The organism is uncultured Idiomarina sp. (assembly GCF_964010655.1).
Lineage (GTDB): Bacteria > Pseudomonadota > Gammaproteobacteria > Enterobacterales > Alteromonadaceae > Idiomarina > Idiomarina baltica.
In genome coordinates this window covers 21,706-42,110 of the sequence record NZ_CAXGLS010000019.1, presented here as the reverse complement: position 1 = coordinate 42,110, position 20,405 = coordinate 21,706, and the positions used below count along the sequence as shown (strand labels likewise).

Below are 20,405 nucleotides of genomic sequence, written 5' to 3'. Positions count from 1 at the left end.
CCAACTGCATCAAGTAGTCTTCGTTTGGAAGTCTATCGCCGGACTGCTGCCATTGCTCATAACTTGCTACAAACTGTGTGAGCGGTTCCCAAAATCCCAACGCATCGATAGTTGAGCTGATTTTAACTTCGGCGCGGTCGATGCCTGATAAAGACAGCTCATCGCCTACGGCATCAGTTAAACGCCGGCTGTACTGAGCCACACGCTTATGGATATCATTAAAGACAGTAAAGAAGTCTACTAAATCTTTACTAATATTGTGACCGGTCGCCAATATTGCCTGTTGGTGCTCTTCGAGATAGTCCAACATCACTTGGAAGAGTGCCAATTTCGATGCAATGTCTTCTCCCACATTCATGCGTTGTCGGCTTTCTTCCATGAAGTTAAGAAAGTCTACTTGCGCATCACGACGTAGTTGATTATCGAACTGACGAAGCTCCTCACTAAGGACTCTATCGCTATGCATGAAACGTTCGTACACATCATCGCATCGACCTAAAAGTTCGCTACTGTCTCTTTCCTTTAAGGCGCTTGCCTGTTGTCTTTGCTGCAACTCAGGCGTAAGTCCTGGCAAGTGATCGAGTTTACTGAGGCTGTCTCGTAATCGCTGTAACAACGCACTTATCTGTTCCAGTTTCAACTGAGTCTGCTGACGCAACTCGAGATCTTGCGATTTACTCTGTTCAAACACATTTTTAGCTAAACGTTTTTGATCTTCTCGCGTTAAAATCTCTGACTGCAACCGTCTTTCTTGCGCTTGCCATTGCGGACGTGCTGACTGCCAAACGGACTGTTTAAAATATCGATACTCGCGCACGCGCTCTTTCCATTGAGTCGCTTGATGTATCGCGTCATTTAACTGTTCTTCTCGTTGTTTTAACTGTTCAATATCCTGTTCATTGACACCTTGCTGAGCAAGTTTGTCGCTAAATGCTCGCTCCAATGCCTTAATATCGTCCTTAACCTGTGCACGTTCCTGTGCCTGCTGTTGACGTTCTAGCTCTTGCGACTCCTCAAGTTGTGCGATCACATCTTGCTGTTCAGCTTTCAACTCAATTTCTGCACTACGTTGCTGTTCGATTAACGCTTGCGTACTACTTTCAATGTGTTCATTAAGACTTTCTAGCCGCTCTTCATAAGCCTCTTGTTGTGCTCGAAGTTGTTGAGCTCGCTCCGAGACTTGTCGCTTTATATCCGCTTTTAATCGAGCTTGAGCATCAAGCGCATATTCGACTTCACGCTGTTGTTTTTGAAGCTGATGCTGCACCTGATGAACCTGAGCTTCAGCCTCGGATACACACTCGCTTTCGCGGCCTAGCTGCTGTTCAATTTCTTCGACCCGTTTAATCAGCGACTGTTGTTGGCTCTGTAGTTGCTCGAGTTCACGTCTGTCCTGCTCATTATCGTGTGGTGTCAACTCGATCGCCGTCAAATCAATCTGTAAACCATAAACACTGTCGTTGGCTTCTTCAAAAACAGGATTCAGGTCGGTGCGCTCTAATAGTGACGGACAAATGACCTTACCAATCGTGTCATGCCACGTAGGTAAATGGCTATGCAGAAAGCCTCGAAGGCTATCAGGATTGGGCTCAAGCTCGATCGCTTTTTGCTTAACGGTGATTTTTACTGAGGCTAACTGCTCACGCGTACGGTTTAATTCCTCACTGACACGTAGACGACTACGCTGTGACTGGTTGAGCTGTTCACGCGCTTGTTCGAGTTGATCGCGTTGCAGGGTGAGCTGCTCTTGCGCATCAACAACGCGCTCGGACAATGCATCTAATTGCTGTTGCTCCTCTGCATTTGCGTGATGACTCTCCGAATTCAACGCGGCCAGTTTCAGCTTGACGGCTTCTCTCTCATCACGCCAACGGTCAGTTTGCTCATTACGGTGGCGTTGATGTTGTTCACGGAACTCACTTAATGCCTCGCTGTGGCGTGCATGCAGCTCAGACAGTTCTTGCGCGAGTGCGTCGAGTTTAGCTTGATGCTTCACATCACGCCGTTGCTGCCGCTCCGTTAGTTTTAATTTCTCGCTATCGAGTTGTTGACGTTCAGCCTGATGGGCCTCAAGCAAAACAATGCGCTGCTGTTTAACTTCCTCCGCTTGTTCCTGTAGCTCGGGCAAACGATCAATTGTATGTTCCCACTCCTCAATATTAGCTTCACGAAATTCATCGGCCCTGTTCTGTGCTTCATCCAGTTGTCGCTCAACTTGTTTAAGCTCGGCCTTGTACTCGCTCAGTGTCTCATTGATTTGATCGCGTTGCTGCTCATAATCGGCGGTGCGTTGACTAATACGTTGTTCAATTGTCTTTAACGTTTCCTTTAAATCACGCTCTTGATCAGCTAACTGCTCTCTATGCTCAAGCAATAAAGGTTGAATAGCCCAAAGCTCTGCTAACTCATCGCCATAGCGATGAGCACCGCTTGAGAGTTTGGTGAAAGCGGCCTGTAGATCATCCAAGCGCATCGTTTGCCGCATTTGCTCAATCCATCTGCGGATCTTTTCACCACGAATCGAACTGTGGGGGACAGCGTGTCCGTCTTCTTCTAGAATCGCTGCTAACATGCTACGTAAAGTATCCATTTTGCCTTCTTTAGCATGCACAGCACTGACCAGTTTTTCGATATGACGTAATTTATGAGGCGCTTTCACCAATGCAAAGCGTGCCGCCAATTGACGCAGTTTTACGCTATCTTTTTGGGTATGTTGCAACGCTTGTACATCATTTTGAATCAGCGTACGAAACTCGCTTGTTGCACTAATTTTATGACTAAAAAGATGCCCTTTCGCGCGCAATCGCTTCAACCACTCCTGGTAGTCAACCGCAATCACTTTATCACCTTGCTCGTCGAGGTAATCTTGTGGGCAATATTCAGCATCGATAAAACGGTAATCAATGCCATCGTTGCGTTTGGTCAACACCACTTGGACGTCGCGTTGCGCCGCAGACTGATATGAATAAATAATGTAGCTATTACTATACGGCAGATAGAACTTGTCAAAGTTGTCGCGGGTTTTAGGCACCACTTTATTGGGTTGCTCGCCATAAAACACGGGGATCATACGTTGTAACGTGGTTTTCCCCGACGCGTTACTACCACAAATATTGGTGTGCCCTTCTAAATCCAGTTCCACGATACCCGGGAGGTGACCGTTAATCATAATTATTTTTTTAAGACGAGCCGCATTACCTGCCATATTGTTCCTCGTAACACCTTCACCAAAGCCGTTAATGATAGCATGCATTCTGCATCGTGAGCGATGCACTAACGGACAATTTACATCCGTTAAAACCATAAAAAAAGCGCCCCAAAGGACGCTTTCAGCAGTCGTTATGAATTAGTGGGTCATTAATCCAACACCTCTGCAGGTACTCTCACCCAGCCTTCCATAAGCACACGTGCACTTCGACTCATAATGGCTTTGACAGCACGCCATTCACCATCTTTTAGGAGCGTTTCAGCACCGACTTGCAACGTACCCGACGGATGACCAAAGTTGACCATCGTGCGCTCACCGCCACCGGCCGCTTGGTTTACTAATGTACCTGGAATAGAAGCGGCTGTGCCAATTGCCACCGCAGCCGTTCCCATCATCGCGTGATGTAGTTTACCCATCGACATAGCACGGACAAGCAAGTCAACATCACCGGCCTCAATCACTTTACCGCTCGAGGCGGTGTAGGTCTTACCGGGTGCTACAAAGGCTAATTTCGGCGTATGTTGACGCTGCACAGCTTCTTCTACCTGATCGATCAATCCCATGCGAACCGCGGCATGAGCCCGAATCGTCTCGAGTCGCGTCAAGGCTGCTGCGTCACCATTAATCGCTTCTTGCAACTCAGTTCCCTCGTAGCCTAATGCCTCGGCGCGCAGAAATACGGTAGGAATACCCGCATTGATAAAGGTAGCCTCTAAGGTTCCGACGCCAGGCACCTCAAATGTATCGACAAGATTTCCGGTGGGAAACATCTGCTCACCATCGGCGGAGGGATCCATAAACTCGATCGCGACTTCAGCCGCTGGAAACGTCACACCATCAAGCTCAAAGTCACCCATTTCTTGTACTTGTCCGTCTTGCATCGGTACCTTATTGACAATAGTTTTGCCAATGTTTGCCTGCCAAATACGGACTTCAGCGATACCGTTTTCCGGCACGCGATCGGCGTCAACGAGGCCTTGAGTTATTGCAAAAGCCCCCACCGCAGACGACAAATTACCGCAGTTACCGCTCCAGTCAACAAAGGGGGTATCAATCGATACCTGACCAAATAGGTAATCAACATCATGGTTGGGTTGCGTGCTTTTCGACACGATGACCGTTTTACTGGTGCTTGATGTCGCGCCGCCCATACCATCAGTATGCTTAGCGTAAGGATCGGGGCTGCCAATCACGCGCATCAGAAGTGCATCGCGCACGTTACCTGGCTGCTGCGCGGCCTCAGGTAAGTCCGCTAGGTTAAAGAATACACCTTTTGAAGTCCCGCCACGCATATAGGTGGCGGGAATTTTCAACTGTGGCCTAAATTTCATATCAACTTGCCTCAGCCTCAAGAAAGTCTTGTGCAAACCGTTGCAGCACACCACCCGCCGAATAAATGGATACTTCTTCTTTGGTATCCAAGCGGCAGATCACGGGCACTTCAATATCTTCACCATTGGCTCGGTGAATCATTAAACTCAGTCGCGCACCAGGAGTCGGTTCGCCCTTAACATCATAGGTTTCAGAACCATTAAGTGCTAATGTCTTGCGGGTTGTGCCCTCTTCAAACTGCAGCGGCAAGACGCCCATACCAATTAAGTTGGTACGATGAATACGCTCGAAACCTTCTGCGACGATAGCTTCAACCCCAGCTAAGCGGACACCTTTAGCAGCCCAGTCGCGCGATGAACCTTGACCATAGTCAGCACCTGCCACGATGATCAATGGTTGCTTTTGAGTCATATAGTGCTCAATCGCTTCCCACATACGTACGGTTTTACCCTCAGGTTCAATCCGTGCCAACGAACCTTGAATCACATTGCCAGCATCATCCCGCACCATTTCGTTAAACAATTTCGGGTTGGCAAACGTTGCACGTTGAGCCGTTAAATGATCGCCACGGTGGGTCGCATAAGAGTTAAAGTCTTCTTCTGGCAAGCCCATTTTAGCGAGGTATTCACCGGCTGCGCTGTCAGCAAGAATCGCATTCGAAGGTGACAAATGATCCGTAGTGATGTTGTCGCCTAGCACCGCCAAAGGACGCATTCCAGTTAAACTCGGCTTGGCCGCTAAAGCCCCTTCCCAATAAGGTGGGCGACGAATATAAGTCGACATTTCGCGCCAATCATAAAGCGGATTAATGTGATCGCCGTAGTCAACCGAGAGGTTAAACATCGGATCGTACACTTTCCGGAACTGCTCAGGCTTAACGCTCGATTTAACGATAGCGTCAATTTCTTCGTCACTTGGCCAGATGTCTTTTAACGTGACTGCGTTGCCGTCAGTGTCATAGCCCAACACGTCTTTCTCGATATCAAAGCGCATAGTGCCCGCAATCGCATAAGCAACAACCAATGGCGGTGATGCTAAGAACGCTTGTTTTGCATAAGGGTGAATCCGACCATCAAAGTTACGGTTACCCGATAGCACTGCTGTCGAGAATAAATCACGGTCGATAATTTCTTGTTGGATCTTAGGATCAAGTGCACCACTCATACCGTTACAGGTCGTGCATGCAAACGCCACGACACCAAAACCGAGTGTTTCCAGCTCTGGCAACAATTGCGCTTCTTCTAAGTACATCTTAACCGTCTTAGAGCCCGGTGCGAGTGAGCTTTTTACCCATGGCTTACGCGTTAAACCCAATTTATTGGCGTTACGCGCTATCAAGCCCGCCGCAATCATATTGCGTGGGTTACTGGTGTTTGTACAGCTCGTAATAGCTGCGATAATTACCGCGCCATCAGGCATTTTTCCATCTTCAGGTGACTCAATATGCTTCGCCACTCCCCGTTCAGTCAACTCGCCAGCGGGCAACAATGAATGAGGGTTTGACGGCCCTGCTAGGTTACGTTTTACTTGGCTTAAGTCAAACGTTAGAACACGCTCATATTCAGCGGTTTCAAGACTATCGCCCCATAACCCAGTCTCTTTGGCGTATTGTTCCACCAACTCAACCTGATCGTCATCACGTCCGGTTAATTTAAGATAATCAATGGTCTGCTCATCGATGTAGAACATCGCTGCCGTGGCACCGTATTCTGGCGTCATATTAGAAATGGTCGCCCGATCGCCGACAGTCAGGGCTTTAGCACCTTCACCATAAAATTCGAGGTAAGCACCGACCACACGTTCTTTACGCAGGAACTGAGTCAATGCGAGTACCAAATCGGTGCTGGTAATGCCTGGCTGTAACTTACCAGTCAATTCAACGCCCACGATATCGGGCAAGCGTAGATAAGATGCGCGCCCAAGCATGACACTCTCAGCCTCAAGACCGCCCACACCTACCGAGATGACACCCAAGGCATCAACCATCGGCGTGTGGCTGTCCGTGCCTACGCAGGTATCTACAAAGGCGACGTTGTCACGCACTTGCACAACCGGTGACATCTTCTCCAAATTGATCTGGTGCATGATGCCGTTCCCCGGAGGGATAACATCCACGTTTTTAAACGCAGTTTTAGTCCAGTTAATAAAGTGAAAGCGATCATCATTGCGACGGTCTTCAATCGCACGGTTCTTCTCGAACGCGTCCTTTTCAAAGCCTGCATGCTCCACCGCGAGCGAGTGGTCAACAATCAACTGAGTGGGAACCACCGGGTTCACTTTTGCCGGATCACCCCCTTTCTCAGCGATAGCATCACGCAATCCCGCCAAGTCGACCAACGCGGTCTGACCTAAGATATCATGGCAAACGACACGGGCTGGAAACCACGGAAAATCATGCTCACGTTTGCGGTAAATTAATTGCTCAAGTGACTGTTTAAGAAGCTCGGGTTCGCAGCGGCGCACCAAGTTCTCGGCAAAGACTCGGCTCGAGTAAGGTAGCTTGTCGTAGGCGCCCGCTTCAATATCTTCCACCGCCGCTCGAGCATCAAAGTACTCGAGCGTGGTGCCTTTTAACGATTTACGGTAATTCGAACTCATCCCACCACCTACTTATCGTTCGCTGATAGCGGGTACTGGACGCGCTTCTGGGCCGGTGTAATCCGCCGAAGGACGAATGATACGGTTGTTCGCGCGTTGCTCTTTCACGTGTGCCGTCCAACCCGTCACACGTGACATCACAAAGATAGGTGTGAACAGTTTTGTCGGAATGTTCATATAGTTGTATGCAGACGCGTGGAAAAAGTCCGCGTTCGGGAACAGCTTCTTCTCACGCCACATGACTTCTTCACAGCGCACAGAAACATCATACAAACGAGAATCGCCATTCTCTTCGGCAAGCTTCTTAGACCATGCTTTGATGATGTCATTGCGTGGGTCAAACTCGCGATAAATTGCATGGCCAAAGCCCATGATCTTCTCTTTACGCTCGAGCATACCCATGAGTGTTTTCTCAGCATCTTCTGGATCTTTCATGTCCTCGATAAGCTCCATTGCGGCTTCGTTGGCTCCGCCGTGCAATGGACCACGCAATGAACCGATCGCACCGGTTACACACGAGTGGATGTCAGACAGTGTCGAAGCACATACACGCGCTGTGAAGGTTGATGCATTAAACTCGTGCTCTGCATACAAGATTAACGACGTATTCATCACGTCAGCATGTAATTTAGACGGCGACTCATCATGCAATAAGCGTAGGAAATGGGCACCTGTGGACTGTTCTTCAGAATCAGTATCGATACGCACGCCATCGTGTGTAAAACGGTACCAATACAGCACCATACCTGGGAAAGTTGCAATCATACGTTCGATTTTATCGTCCGCTTCATCGAAGCTTTCTTCAGTCTCAAGGTTGCCTAACATTGAGCAACCTGTACGTAGCACGTCCATCGGATGCGCTTCTTTTGGAATACGCTCCAGTACGTCTTTGACTTCCTGCGGTAGGATGCGCATGGATTTTAGACGCTTACGGTATGCATCTAATTCAGCTTGATTGGGTAATTCACCCTTCGCTAGCAAATACGCGACTTCTTCAAAGCTCACCTTCTCCGCTAACTCTTTAATGTCATAGCCACGATAAGTAAGGCCAGAACCTGATTTACCCACCGTACATAGTGCGGTTTCACCCGCTGATTGGCCGCGTAATCCTGCACCACCTAGTTTTTTCTCTGCCATGGTTTTATTCCTTCTTAATTTGTTGTGATTGACTTGCGCCTAAGGCGCAAACTACAAAATCAATTCTTGCGCCCAAGGCGCAAGCTACCGAGCTTATTTTTTAAATAGGTTGTCTAGTTTTTCTTCGAACTCATGGTAGTTCAAGAACTCATAGAGTTCTGCACGCGTTTGCATATCATCAACAACCGCTTTCTGATCGCCGTTCTCAAGAATACTATTGTAGACATTTAACGCTGCTTTGTTCATCGCACGGAATGCGCTCAACGGATACAATACAATATCGACACCGACGTCAGCCAGCTCTTGCTTATTGAACAATGGCGTTGCTCCGAATTCGGTAATGTTAGCCAATACTGGCACATCAAGCGCTTCAGTAAAGGCTTGATATTGCTCCAGTGTGTGTACCGCTTCTGCAAAAATCGCATCCGCACCCACATCGACACACGCTTGCGCGCGCTCAATGGCAGCATCTAAGCCTTGTTGCTGCAACGCGTCAGTACGCGCCATTATTAAAAACTGGTCGTCAATACGGGCATCAACGGCCGCCTTAACGCGGTCAACCATCTCAGCTTGAGTAACGATCTCTTTATTTGGGCGATGACCACAACGCTTTTGCGCAACTTGGTCTTCAATATGAATACCCGCTGCACCTGCACGCGTCATTTCTTTAACAGTGCGTGCGATATTGAATGCACCACCCCAGCCTGTGTCGGCATCAACTAATAATGGCAAGTCTGAAGCGCCGGTAATACGGCGAATATCTTCGCACACGTCATTCAGTGAAGTCATACCCAAGTCAGGTAAACCAAAAGAGGCATTAGCAACACCTGCGCCCGACAAATAAAGCGCTTTGTGGCCCACTTTTTCAGCCATCATGGCTGTGTAAGCGTTAATCGTACCGACGATCTGCAAAGGATTTTCTTGTTCAATTGCACGACGCAGTTTTGCGCCCGCACTTTGGATTCCGTTACTCATTATCACTTCTCCTGTTGTGCTAGTTTAATTTCGATGTTTTTACGCGACGCGCTAATATGACGCCGCATCAATAAGTCCGCGAGTTCACCGTCACGATTGCCAATGGCGGTCAAAATCGCTTTATGCTCATCAAAGGCGCGTGAAACACGAGGTCCATTCATCCCCATTTGGACGCGATACATCCTGACCAAATAGTAAAGTTCATCACAGAGCATATTTATCAGATAGGGATTCTTGCTCCCTAAGATGACACGATAATGAAAGTCCAAATCGCCCGCTTCTTGATAGTAACTTTCACCTTCGCGCACGCGCTGATGCGATAAGTGTTGGTCAAGCAAACTCTGAAGTTGCTCGATTTCCTCGGTTGCCATGTACTCGGCAGCCAACCGACACGCTAACCCTTCTAATTCTTCCCGAATTTGATATAAATGGATGAGTCCTTGATAAGATAGCTGAACGACACGGGCTCCGGCATTTGGCGTTCGTTCAATGAGATGGCAGCGCTCCAACCGAGCAAGTGCCTCGCGCAGAGGTGCACGGCTGATGTTAAATTTACGAGCAAGCTCAGGCTCGCTAATTTTGCTCCCAGCGGCAATTTCGCCCTCGACCACGGCTCTTTGAATCTGAACAAGAACCCGGTCAGCGGAGGTTACAGCTGGTTTGGCAATAGGTGAAAGCACTTCCATATCAAATTGTCGACATAATTAAGTGTTGTTACTATTCTGCCCGATCATTTAGGTATATTACAAGCATATTTATAAAGTATTGTCGACAATACTGGAAAGATTGCTTTTCAGTTGAAGACCTTCACTATAATTTACGACGTCAAATTTCGGAGAAGATTATGTTTGAGTGGATCGCCATGCCCGAGGCGTGGATTGCATTGGCTACACTGACCGCATTAGAAATTGTACTGGGCATTGATAACATTATTTTCATTTCTATTTTAGTTGGTCGTTTGCCTGAACACCAGCGGAACCGAGCTAGAACGCTGGGCCTAATATTAGCAATGGGCACGCGACTATCGCTTTTATTCTCCCTCACTTGGGTCATGTCATTAACAACTCCCTTATTCGACGTCCTTGGTAAATCAATCTCGGGGCGTGATCTCATCTTACTGCTGGGTGGCTTATTCTTACTTGGCAAAAGTACCTTAGAGATACACCATGCGCTTGAAGGCGAGTCGAGCGAGGGACACAGTGCTGTACAAGCCAATTTTGTCGCTATACTGGTGCAAATTGCAGTGCTCGATATCGTATTCTCACTTGATTCAGTCATTACTGCGGTCGGTTTAGCGGATCATCTGTCGGTCATGGTGATTGCGGTTATCCTATCCGTTGGCGTCATGCTGATTGCGGCTAAGTCGGTTTCAGATTTTGTCGACAAACACCCGACTATTAAGATGTTAGCGTTAAGTTTCCTCATTTTGATTGGCATGACGTTAGTTGGCGAGGGAATGGGCTTTCATGTGCCTAAAGGGTATGTCTATTTTGCCATGGCGTTCTCACTTGCGGTGGAATTTTTAAACATCCGCGTGCGTGCCAAAAAACGGGCCTCAGAACCTGTACAGCTGAGAAAGTCTATCCCGGGGGACAGCCAACCCAAAAACCAATAAATTCATCGCTAAAGGTTTTAATCATGGGCATTGGCTAGTAAAGTATGACCACTTTTTTCGACTTCGACCAAAGTCGAATGGGTCAACATTAATTTTTATAACAAACGGATAATTAAAATGGATCCAAAAAATATTGTCGACAAAGACGCTAGTTTTTTCGGACAGCCAGGGGGACTTCAAACCCTGTTCTTTACCGAAATGTGGGAGCGCATGAGTTACTACGGCATGCGCGCGTTGCTCGTGCTGTTTATGACCGCCTCAATGCAAGAAGGTGGACTTGCCATTACCGTCGCCTCCGCTACAGCAATTTACGGTCTTTATACCGGTGCTGTTTATTTCATGGGCCTTCCCGGTGGTTGGATTGCTGACCGCCTCCTGGGTGGCCAACGCGCAACCTGGTATGGTGGCATTATCATCATGCTGGGCCATATCGTACTGGCAATCCCAAGCGAAGCCAGCTTCTTTATCGGTATGATCCTCGTTGTTCTTGGAACTGGTCTTCTCAAACCGAATATCACGGCAATGGTGGGTCAACTGTATAGTTCAAATGATGACCGTCGTGATGGTGGCTATACCCTTTACTACATGGGTATTAACATTGGTTCTATTATCGGTTACTTCGTTACCGGTTACTTGCAAGAAAATGCCGGTTATCACTGGGGCTTTGGTGCTGCAGCCGTAGGTATGGCTTTTGGCCTAATTCAATACAAATTGACACAGCCCAAGTTAAAGGGTGTTGGCGAGAAGCCAGCTAAACCGATGAGCGCAGGTGCTGCCAAGCGTAGCTGGGCAGTAATTTATTTGCTATTGGCGGGTCTGGCAACTGTCACCTATCTAGCGCTAAACAATATTATTGTTATTGATCCAGTGGTATTAGCTGGCAACGTGGCCGTTATCTTTACTATCATTTTCTTCGTGTATTACCTGAGTATTTTCCTGTTTGGTAAACTGACACGCAATGAAATGAAACGCCTCGGCGCCTTGTTCCTCGTGTGTATCGCATCAACCATGTTCTGGGCAGGCTTCGAGCAAGCCGGTTCTTCATTTAATTTGTTTGCACGTGACTTAACCGATCGTATGATTGGCGACTTTGAAATTCCAACGACTTGGTTCCAATCGTTAAATTCAATTTTCCTGGTCACGTTGTCACCATTCTTCGCGGCGCTTTGGATTAACCTCAGTAAACGCATGATTAACCCTTCTTACGGTTTTAAGAGTGCAATCGGTCTGATGATCATGGCAACCGGCTTTATCGTCATGTTCTTCGCCTCTCAAGCCGCTGCAAGTGGCCTTAAGGTCGCGCCTTACTGGCTAGTTGCTGTTTACTTCATTCACACCGTGGGTGAACTATGCTTGAGCCCTGTCGCATTAAGTGCCGTAAGTAAATTGTCGCCAAAACGCATGGCGGGTCAGTTAATGGGCGTATTCGTATTGACCTATGCGATGGGTAACTTAATTGCTGGCTTGTTAGCAGGTGGTCTTGATCCTGAAAACCCTCAAGCCATGCCAGAGCTCTACTGGACGATATTCCTATTCGGTGTTAGCGTGGGTGCGGTAGTATTCGTTCTCGCCTTCTTCACTCGTAAGTGGGAAAAGCTGCCACCAGACGACGGTGAAGCTGACAACGATGATCATCCAGGTGCGGTTATTGACGCTAATGAGCCAGTCAATAAACCGTAAAGTGAAATGTATCGCATCATTAAACAAGGGGCTTCGGCCCCTTTTTTAATGGTTTATGACTTAGACTTTGCCGGCTTTTCCGAAACATAAATCGTAATATGCCCTGCGGCCACCACAGTACCATCGTCTCGATAGGCAGTGACTTCGATAGGCTGATCGCCAACTTGCCATGTTTGCTCTGTCGCTTTCGCTTCAATGCGCACATCACTATTGGTCTTGGCCAAGTAATTAACCTGCATCCCCTTAGGCAGCCAACGTAAGTGCTTAGGAATGGACGCCTCAGCTAATGCCCCCATCGCCATTTCCATGCCATTACATACAGCAATCGCGTGTACGGTACCAATATGATTTTCAACCGCTTTGCGTTTTTTAAACGTCAGTTGACAAAAGTTAGGCTCAAGCTCAGTGACTAGCGGCTTTATCGAAGCAAAGTAAGGCGCTTTGCGAGCGAACATCATGGAGAAGATACGCGCCCCCAACGGCAGCTTTAAACACTGTGCTCTTAGTTTTAGTAGATAATTTTGTTCACTCACGTGTGTTCCTCAACAGTTAGACATAAAAAAAGCAGGCCGCAGCCTGCTTTCTATCACAACCTTATGTTCATTATAAGCTTGCGAGCGTCTCGTTCAATACTGAACATGGGCGCATAGCAGCAGATACTTTATCAGTGTCTGGCTGATAGTAACCACCGATATCGACTTGCTTACCTTGAACACCGTTCAATTCGTCCATGATGGCTTGCTCGTTCTTCTGCATAGCTGCAGCGAGTTTCTCAAAGCGCTCTTGAAGCTCTTTGTCTTCAGTTTGCTTAGCCAGAGACTCAGCCCAATACATCGCCAAGTAGAAGTGCGAGCCGCGGTTATCAATCTCACCCACTTTACGCGAAGGCGATTTGTTCTCTTCCAAGAACTTCGCGGTCGCATTATCAAGCGCATCAGCCAAAATCTGTGCACGACGGTTGTCGGTCGCACGGCTGAGATGCTCAAGTGAAGCCGCCAACGCAAGGAATTCGCCCAGTGAATCCCAACGTAAGTGGTTCTCTTCCACAAACTGTTGTACGTGTTTAGGTGCTGAGCCACCCGCGCCGGTTTCGAATAAGCCGCCACCGTTCATCAATGGGACAATCGAGAGCATTTTCGCAGAAGTGCCCAACTCAAGGATCGGGAACAAGTCAGTCAAGTAGTCACGTAATACGTTGCCCGTGACTGAGATCGTGTCCTTGCCTTCTTTCACGCGCTTCAACGTGTGGCGTGTTGCTTCTTCAGGCGACATGATTTGAATATCCAAACCATCGGTGTCGTGCTCTTTTAAGTAAGTCTCAACTTTGCTGATCAATTGAGCATCATGGGCACGGTTTTTATCGAGCCAGAATACGGCAGGCATGCCACTTAAACGTGAGCGATTAACGGCAAGCTTAACCCAATCACGGATAGGCTCGTCTTTAACCTGACACATACGCCAGATGTCGCCTTCTTCAACCGCGTGTTCAAATACTACATCACCCGCTTGATTCAATACTTTTACCGTACCATCCGCCGGGATTTCGAAGGTTTTATCGTGCGAACCGTATTCTTCCGCTTTTTGCGCCATCAAACCAACATTAGGCACTGTACCCATGGTTGCAGGATCAAACGCACCGTTTTCACGGCAGAAGCTAATCGTCTCTTGGTAAACACCCGCATAGCAACGATCGGGAATCATCGCCTTAGCTTCTTTCTGTCCACCTTCTCGGTCCCACATTTGGCCCGAGTCACGAATCATGGCAGGCATTGAAGCATCAATAATAACGTCGCTTGGTACGTGTAAGTTAGTGATACCTTTGTCTGAGTTAACCATTGCTAACTCAGCCTGTTTGGCATAAACGGTATTCAAGTCATTCTCGACTTCCTGACGCTGTTCATCGGTCAGTTTATCGAGCTTAGAATACAAATCGCCGATACCGTTGCTGGCATCAAACTCAATTTCTTTCATTAAATCGGCGTGTTTTTCAAGTACATCTTTGAAATAAACACGCACCGCGTGGCCAAACATGATCGGGTCAGAAACTTTCATCATGGTGGCTTTTAAATGCAATGACAGTAGAACGCCCTGCTCTTTAGCAGCAACCGTCTCTTTCTCGAAGAACGCTTGTAGCTTCTTGCGGCTCATAACAGCAGCATCAACAACTTCGCCGGCCAGCACTTTGATACCGTCCTTAAGTACGTTTTGCTCACCGTTACTCTCCAATACGATTTTAAAGCTATCGTCTTGGCTTGAAGTCATTGATTTTTCGGATCCGTAAAAATCGCCTTCTTCCATGTGTGCAACGTGGGCTTGGTTATCTTTACTCCAAGCGCCCATGCGATGGGGGTGCTTCTTAGCGAAGTTTTTAACCGCCATCGGTGCACGGCGATCTGAGTTACCTTCACGTAACACAGGGTTCACCGCACTGCCTTTAACGCGGTCATAACGTGCACGAATATCTTTTTCTTCGTCAGTCTGTGGATCAAACGGGAAGTCAGGTAATTTGTAGCCTTGTGCTTGCAGCTCTTTAATGCACGCAGTCATCTGTGGAATAGATGCACTGATGTTCGGCAATTTAATAATGTTAGCTTCTGGTGTCTTCGCTAATTCGCCTAACTCAGCTAATGCGTCTGACTGGCGCTGTTCCTCAGTAAGATACTCAGAGAATTGCGAAATGATACGACCTGCAAGTGAAATATCACGCGTTTCAACTTTAACGCCTGCCGCTTTAGTAAAGCTTTGGATGATAGGTAGCAACGAGTAAGTAGCTAAACGTGGTGCTTCATCCGTTTCAGTATAAATAATCTTCGATTTGTCGTTCGACATAATGATTCCTATCGTTTATCAGACTTCGTAATAGGTTGAACTGTGGGCGAATTATACGGGATCTACCCTCTAATTACCATTCACCCGTATTTTCCATCGTGTCCCAAGGTGCCTCTGGTTCACGCGCGCCACCTTTTTGCAGTAGTTCGATCGAAATGCCATCCGGAGAGCGGACAAATGCCATGCGTCCATCACGTGGCGGACGGTTAATCGTCACGCCGTTATCTTGTAACTTTTTGCACAGTGCATAAATATCGTCCACTTCATAGGCTAAATGGCCAAAATTACGCCCGCCGTCATACGACTCTGGATCCCAGTTATATGTCAGCTCCACCATCGGCGCTTTGTTTTCGTTGGCCGCATCTTCGTCTTCGGGTGCAGCTAGAAACACCAATGTAAAACGCCCGGCTTCAACTTCTTTCCGGTACATTTCTTTAAGGCCCAACAAGTCACAATAAAAACGCAATGACGCGTCGAGATCCTCGACCCGAACCATGGTGTGTAAATATCTCAACGTTAACTCCCTACAACAGTATTTACTTCAGTTTAATCATATCGTTAATACAACACGATTCGACCTTTGGCGAATGTTTCAGCCAAACAGTTTTCTCTTCACCGCTCGACCAGCAATGCGCAGCTTCTGACGGGTCGGAAAGCGCTTAAAAGTTGACTTTACCGTACCTTGAGTAAAGCGCGTGGGTTTACTGTAATCAATATTAACATCAACCAATACACTCTGTCCTTTAGCTGCGACGTCGAATGCTTGGGCTATATACGCATCGAGCTCAGCTTCGGTTTCAATACGAATATAATGCGCTCCGGTCGCTAATGCCATGCCTTCAAATTTCGCACCCACCAATGCCGTACAGGGTTTTCGCGCATAAGGCGTTTGCTGCGCTTGCGCGATTTGAGATAGTTCGCCGTCGTTGAATACAAAACAAACAACGCCAATCTCCTGCTGTTGCGCTGTCAGCAACTCCATTCCCGTCATAACAAAACAGCCATCTCCCACAATGGCAATGGTTTGTCGCTCGGGCTGTGCCAGCTTTGCGCCGATTGCGGCAGGAACAGCATAGCCCATCGCGTTATAGTCAGTGGGAGTCAATAATGTCATGCCGGCTTTTAGGGGCAATAATTCCGCCGCTAAGTACGTATGATTTCCATCATCTAAAACAATGATCGCGTCATCCATCATTTGTGCGGCAATTGACGTAAAAAACACGTATGGATTAATGCGCTCGTGACTATCATGCGCTTGCCATTCGTCAAAATAATCCTGTTTTAATTGCTTAATTGTAGCCTTGAGCGATGCATTTTCGGGACGTGGAGGCTGCCCGTGTAGCGCATCATTTAACAATCTCAGTACCTCGGTCGCGTCTCCTCTGATACTCACTTTGCTCGGATAATTTCGATTGAATACCGACTCATCGATATCAATATGAATGAGGTTTTCGGGCACTTTTGCACTGAAACTACCTGTTGGGATTTCGGCAAAACGTGTACCAATCGCGATCATTAAATCGCAGTCTTTAAAGCTTGCTTGCGCTGCGGGTACCGCCGAAGCTGAAAAACCAAAGCCCACATGCAGTGGATGATCATGAGGAAAAACCGACAGTCCCTGCAAGGTGGTCGCCACCGGTGCTTGCAGATATTCTGCTAAATCAATTAGTTGCTGTTGCGCGTGTCGAGCACCCCAACCGACAAACAGTCCGGGTCTCTTACCCGCTGATATGAGTTCAACAGCCCGTTGAATGGCTTGCTCATCGATAGCCGGTGTAGTGGGCTGAGGCGGCTGTTGAGGTTGAGCAACGGTTGCATCAAATAGCTGCAAATTGACAGGGATTTCGACTAACACAGGACCTGGCTTTCCTTCAGTCGCCAGTTGGTAAGCTTGATACAGCACATCGGTTACATCATTTTGATGATTAACACGAAACGCGCCTTTGGTGATCCCTTTTGCCAGTTCCAACTGGTCAACACCATGCAAGACAAAATCAAACTCGGTATCAGTGCGCACCCCACCCGAAATCACAAGCATCGGAACACCATCAAGATACGCCTCACCAATACCACTCGCTGCATGAGTGAAACCCGCTGCGGGAACAATAGCGAGTACACCAATGCCCTCGTGCATTTGCCGAACGCGACTCATGCCATCGGCCATAAACGCGGCGCCCCCCTCATGAGTGACTAAGATAGGGGTAATCTGCTCACTGGCGTGCAGCGCATCATAAAACTCTGTGTTGTGCACACCGGGAATACCAAACGTATGCGTCACCCCGAGTTTTTCGAGCGCTGCTACGGCTAACTGTGCTGCATTTTTTCTCACACCCGCTCCTTATTATTAGCTTCTTATTAAGTGCGATTCATTGAGTTGATTAATGTCGTTGCACCCCATTAACGCCAAGCTAACGGAGAGCGCTTTCCGCCACTGTTTAAGTAGTTGTGTCACGCCAAACTCGCCATAGCCAGCCAGTGCGTATATCCATGCACGCCCTAATAGCCCACCATCGGCACCCAGCGCTAGTGCAATTAACAAATCCTGTGGGTTACGCAGCCCGCCATCGAGCCAAAGTTCAATGCGTTCGCGACATCCCTGATTCAATAAGTGTTGGTGAATTTCGGGTAATATATCAATTGGACATGGCGCGCCATCCAGTTGACGCCCCCCATGATTAGAAATGATCAAACCGTCGGCACCGACTTTTACAGCCTGCAGTGCATCATCAGAATGCAAGATACCTTTGATTACTAACTTGCCGGGCCAACGGGAGCGAATCCACGCAATATCATCCCACGTGACACGAGGATCAAACTGTGCGTCGACCCAGCTTTTGAAGTCTGTCAATTGTCGTGCGTTGGGCACCGCGTCGGTGAGATTACCAAAAACGTGGGGGCCACCTTTTAAGCCTACGTCCCATAACCATTGGGGATGTGATACAAAGTCATAGAATCGCTTTAACTTAGCGAGCCCCGTGCTTGATTCGAAGCCATTTCTGACATCTCGATAGCGCACACCCAACACCGCCAAATCGACCGTCACAACGAGCACTTCAACACCTTGTGCTTGCACGCGATCAAGTAGCTGTGCAACAAACTCGCGATCGCGCATCATGTATAATTGAAACCATGCTGGTTGAGTATCACGGTGCTGATGAATTTCATTAATACCACACAGTGACACGGTGGATGCGCAGAAAGGAATGTGTTCGTGTTGAGCAGCTCGGTATGCCTGTGTTTCGCCACGACGCGCCATCATGCCTGCTAAGCCGACAGGTCCTAGCGCAAGCGGCGCTGCATAAGATTGACCCAGTCGATTCACCGCAAGGTTTATATGTTCAACATCACGCAGCACACGTTGTTGTAAGCGCCAGCGTGAAAACGAATGGACATTAGCGTGTGCGGTTTGTTCAGCGAATGCACCGCCATCAATATAATCAAATAGTGCACGTGGCAAACGCCGCTTAGCAGCTTGCCTAAAATCCTCACTGCCCGCTGGGGTAATCGGGTATCTCATAATGGTTCAAACGTTGTTTTAATGAACGCCAATTCGGCAGAAATGAGTCCATTAACGCATAAAAACGCCTGTTATGGTAGCGCTCAAATAAGTGCGTAAGCTCATGAACAACAACGTACTCAAGCAACTCCAAGGGAAAGTGCACTAATTGGAAGCTCAGCCAAATCTTCTCGGTTCTTGTGTTACAAGTGCCCCATCGTGTATGCATTTTGCGGATGCCGAAACAACTTGCTTTGACACCCATCAAGGGTTCCCAATAAGTAAGGAGCGCCGTGATCCTCTCACTTAAGTAGCGGCGCAGTTGTCGTTCGACGTGTTGTTCAGTCAGTCCCTTATCGCCCCGTACAGTCACGTTGAACAGTGCCGAATCAGCCTCAGGGCCAGCCGCCTTGGCGTTCCGGCAAGCCTGGCATAGATACCAGCGACCCGCGAGTAACACGCGCTCCGTACTGAGTAACGGCACGTTGGGCGAGCGCGCCGTATCACGCAACTGTGCACGACGTTGTGTAATCCAGTCATGCCGCTCTGCAATGAGTTCATCAATGTACTTTTGAGGACAGCGTTTAGGTGCACTCACCTCTAGCTCATCAGCCGAGCGTAAGCGCAAATAAATATGCTTTATCGGCTTACGCAGAATGTTAACTTTAAGAGGCGTCGTTATTTGTTCCATGCCCACCTTGTTTGACGATAAGCTGCTTTAACTCGGTGATCTCTGACCGTAAACCAGCGATTTGCTCGTTTAACTGCTGCTCGCGACTTTGTTCAAGCTCTTGCTCACACGCTTGCAGTTCAAGTCGGCTTTCTTTATCCATTACATTGACAACAATACCGATCACCATGTTCAGAAAAGCAAAAGCGGTCAAAAAAATGAACGTCATATAGAACAGCCAACTCCATGGATAGACTTCCATCGTCTCATATTGGATATCCGTCCAGTCTTCAAACGTCATCACGCGGAACAGAGTAAGCATCGAACGTGCGATGTTTTCCCAGAGGAACGGATTAATATCTTTAAATAGATAACTCCCCAGCGCAGCGTAGATGTAGAAGATAATGAACATCAACAATACGACGTAACCCATCTGCGGCAGTGCTTTTAGCAAGGATGTAATGAGCGTTCGCAATTCGGGAATGATCGATATCATTCGAAGCACTCGGAAGACACGCACAAGGCGAGCCAACAAAGCAAGTTCCGAGTCGTTTACTGGAATGAGGCTGACCACAACTACCAGCGTATCGAACACGTTCCAGCCATTTTTAAAGAAGTGCTTTTTATCGCTATCGGCGATGAAACGAATGGTAATTTCAACCACAAAAAAAACTGTGATGAACCAGTCCAAGCCCACCAGCATCGTATTTACCAAGTTCGGTAGTTCGTAAGTTTTGGCACCAATTTCCAACGCCGAGATGATGATTACGGTAATCACCGCAAACTCAAATAAACGGTTGTTCTTTAACGCGGCTAAGCGCCCTTTTAGTGCTTCATACATACGATTGTTTTACCTTAAATATCG

15 protein-coding genes are annotated in these 20,405 nt (G+C 47.9%); 2 read left to right on the top strand and 13 right to left on the bottom strand.

Features of this window, described 5'->3' with window-relative positions; genetic code table 11:
• The 6 genes from ABNS04_RS06630 to ABNS04_RS06605 form a co-directional block, all read right to left on the bottom strand.
• Window positions 1–3,205, bottom strand: a 3,205-nt coding sequence (locus ABNS04_RS06630) for an ATP-binding protein (RefSeq protein ID WP_272978407.1), incomplete at its 3' end; no start/stop codon positions are given.
• A gap of 152 nt (window positions 3,206–3,357) precedes the next feature.
• Window positions 3,358–4,539 carry a 2-methylaconitate cis-trans isomerase PrpF gene (gene prpF, locus ABNS04_RS06625; RefSeq protein WP_272978406.1) on the bottom strand — a complete coding sequence of 394 codons (1,182 nt, stop codon included), beginning with the start codon at window positions 4,537–4,539 and terminating at the stop codon, window positions 3,358–3,360.
• Window position 4,540: 1 nt separating this feature from the next.
• Window positions 4,541–7,138 carry a Fe/S-dependent 2-methylisocitrate dehydratase AcnD gene (gene acnD / locus ABNS04_RS06620; protein ID WP_272978405.1) on the bottom strand — a complete coding sequence of 866 codons (2,598 nt, stop codon included), beginning with the start codon at window positions 7,136–7,138 and terminating at the stop codon, window positions 4,541–4,543.
• 12 nt (window positions 7,139–7,150) lie between these two features.
• Entirely contained in the window at window positions 7,151–8,275 is a 1,125-nt protein-coding gene (gene prpC / locus ABNS04_RS06615) for a 2-methylcitrate synthase (RefSeq protein WP_006955442.1), read from the bottom strand.
• Window positions 8,276–8,368: 93 nt separating this feature from the next.
• Window positions 8,369–9,250, bottom strand: a complete 882-nt coding sequence (prpB, locus tag ABNS04_RS06610) for a methylisocitrate lyase (protein ID WP_006955443.1) — start codon at window positions 9,248–9,250, stop codon at window positions 8,369–8,371.
• A 2-nt stretch (window positions 9,251–9,252) separates the two neighbouring features.
• The gene (locus ABNS04_RS06605; RefSeq protein ID WP_006955444.1) at window positions 9,253–9,936 is read right to left on the bottom strand and encodes a GntR family transcriptional regulator; all 684 of its coding nucleotides are present in this window, start codon (window positions 9,934–9,936) and stop codon (window positions 9,253–9,255) included.
• A 158-nt stretch (window positions 9,937–10,094) separates the two neighbouring features.
• Here ABNS04_RS06605 and ABNS04_RS06600 point away from each other — a divergent pair, with 158 nt between their 5' ends.
• Together ABNS04_RS06600 and ABNS04_RS06595 are read left to right on the top strand one after the other, a co-directional pair.
• Window positions 10,095–10,865, top strand: a complete 771-nt coding sequence (locus ABNS04_RS06600; protein ID WP_006955445.1) for a TerC family protein — start codon at window positions 10,095–10,097, stop codon at window positions 10,863–10,865.
• Between the two features lie 117 nt (window positions 10,866–10,982).
• Window positions 10,983–12,545: a peptide MFS transporter gene (locus ABNS04_RS06595; protein WP_006955446.1), complete on the top strand. Its 1,563-nt coding sequence runs from the start codon at window positions 10,983–10,985 to the stop codon at window positions 12,543–12,545.
• 53 nt (window positions 12,546–12,598) lie between these two features.
• On the opposite strand, the gene ABNS04_RS06590 is transcribed toward ABNS04_RS06595, so the two are convergent.
• From ABNS04_RS06590 to ABNS04_RS06560, 7 genes are all read right to left on the bottom strand, one after another.
• Window positions 12,599–13,078 (bottom strand): hotdog fold domain-containing protein, encoded by a 480-nt coding sequence (locus ABNS04_RS06590; protein WP_272977693.1) that lies wholly within the window; start codon window positions 13,076–13,078, stop codon window positions 12,599–12,601.
• A gap of 70 nt (window positions 13,079–13,148) precedes the next feature.
• The gene (locus tag ABNS04_RS06585; RefSeq protein WP_272977692.1) at window positions 13,149–15,374 is read right to left on the bottom strand and encodes an NADP-dependent isocitrate dehydrogenase; all 2,226 of its coding nucleotides are present in this window, start codon (window positions 15,372–15,374) and stop codon (window positions 13,149–13,151) included.
• Window positions 15,375–15,447: 73 nt separating this feature from the next.
• Window positions 15,448–15,888, bottom strand: coding sequence for a lactoylglutathione lyase (gene gloA / locus ABNS04_RS06580; RefSeq protein ID WP_040487867.1), 441 nt, complete (start codon window positions 15,886–15,888; stop codon window positions 15,448–15,450).
• Window positions 15,889–15,966: 78 nt separating this feature from the next.
• A complete protein-coding gene (locus ABNS04_RS06575) occupies window positions 15,967–17,703 on the bottom strand; it encodes a thiamine pyrophosphate-binding protein (RefSeq protein WP_272977691.1) in 1,737 nt (578 codons plus the stop codon).
• Window positions 17,704–17,718: 15 nt separating this feature from the next.
• Window positions 17,719–18,891 (bottom strand): alpha-hydroxy acid oxidase, encoded by a 1,173-nt coding sequence (locus tag ABNS04_RS06570; protein WP_272977690.1) that lies wholly within the window; start codon window positions 18,889–18,891, stop codon window positions 17,719–17,721.
• Window positions 18,860–19,561: a SprT family zinc-dependent metalloprotease gene (locus tag ABNS04_RS06565; RefSeq protein ID WP_272977689.1), complete on the bottom strand. Its 702-nt coding sequence runs from the start codon at window positions 19,559–19,561 to the stop codon at window positions 18,860–18,862. Before ABNS04_RS06565 ends, ABNS04_RS06570 begins: the two co-directional genes overlap by 32 nt.
• Window positions 19,536–20,381 (bottom strand): ion transporter, encoded by an 846-nt coding sequence (locus tag ABNS04_RS06560; RefSeq protein ID WP_006955457.1) that lies wholly within the window; start codon window positions 20,379–20,381, stop codon window positions 19,536–19,538. Before ABNS04_RS06560 ends, ABNS04_RS06565 begins: the two co-directional genes overlap by 26 nt.
• Between the last annotated feature and the right edge of the window lie 24 nt (window positions 20,382–20,405).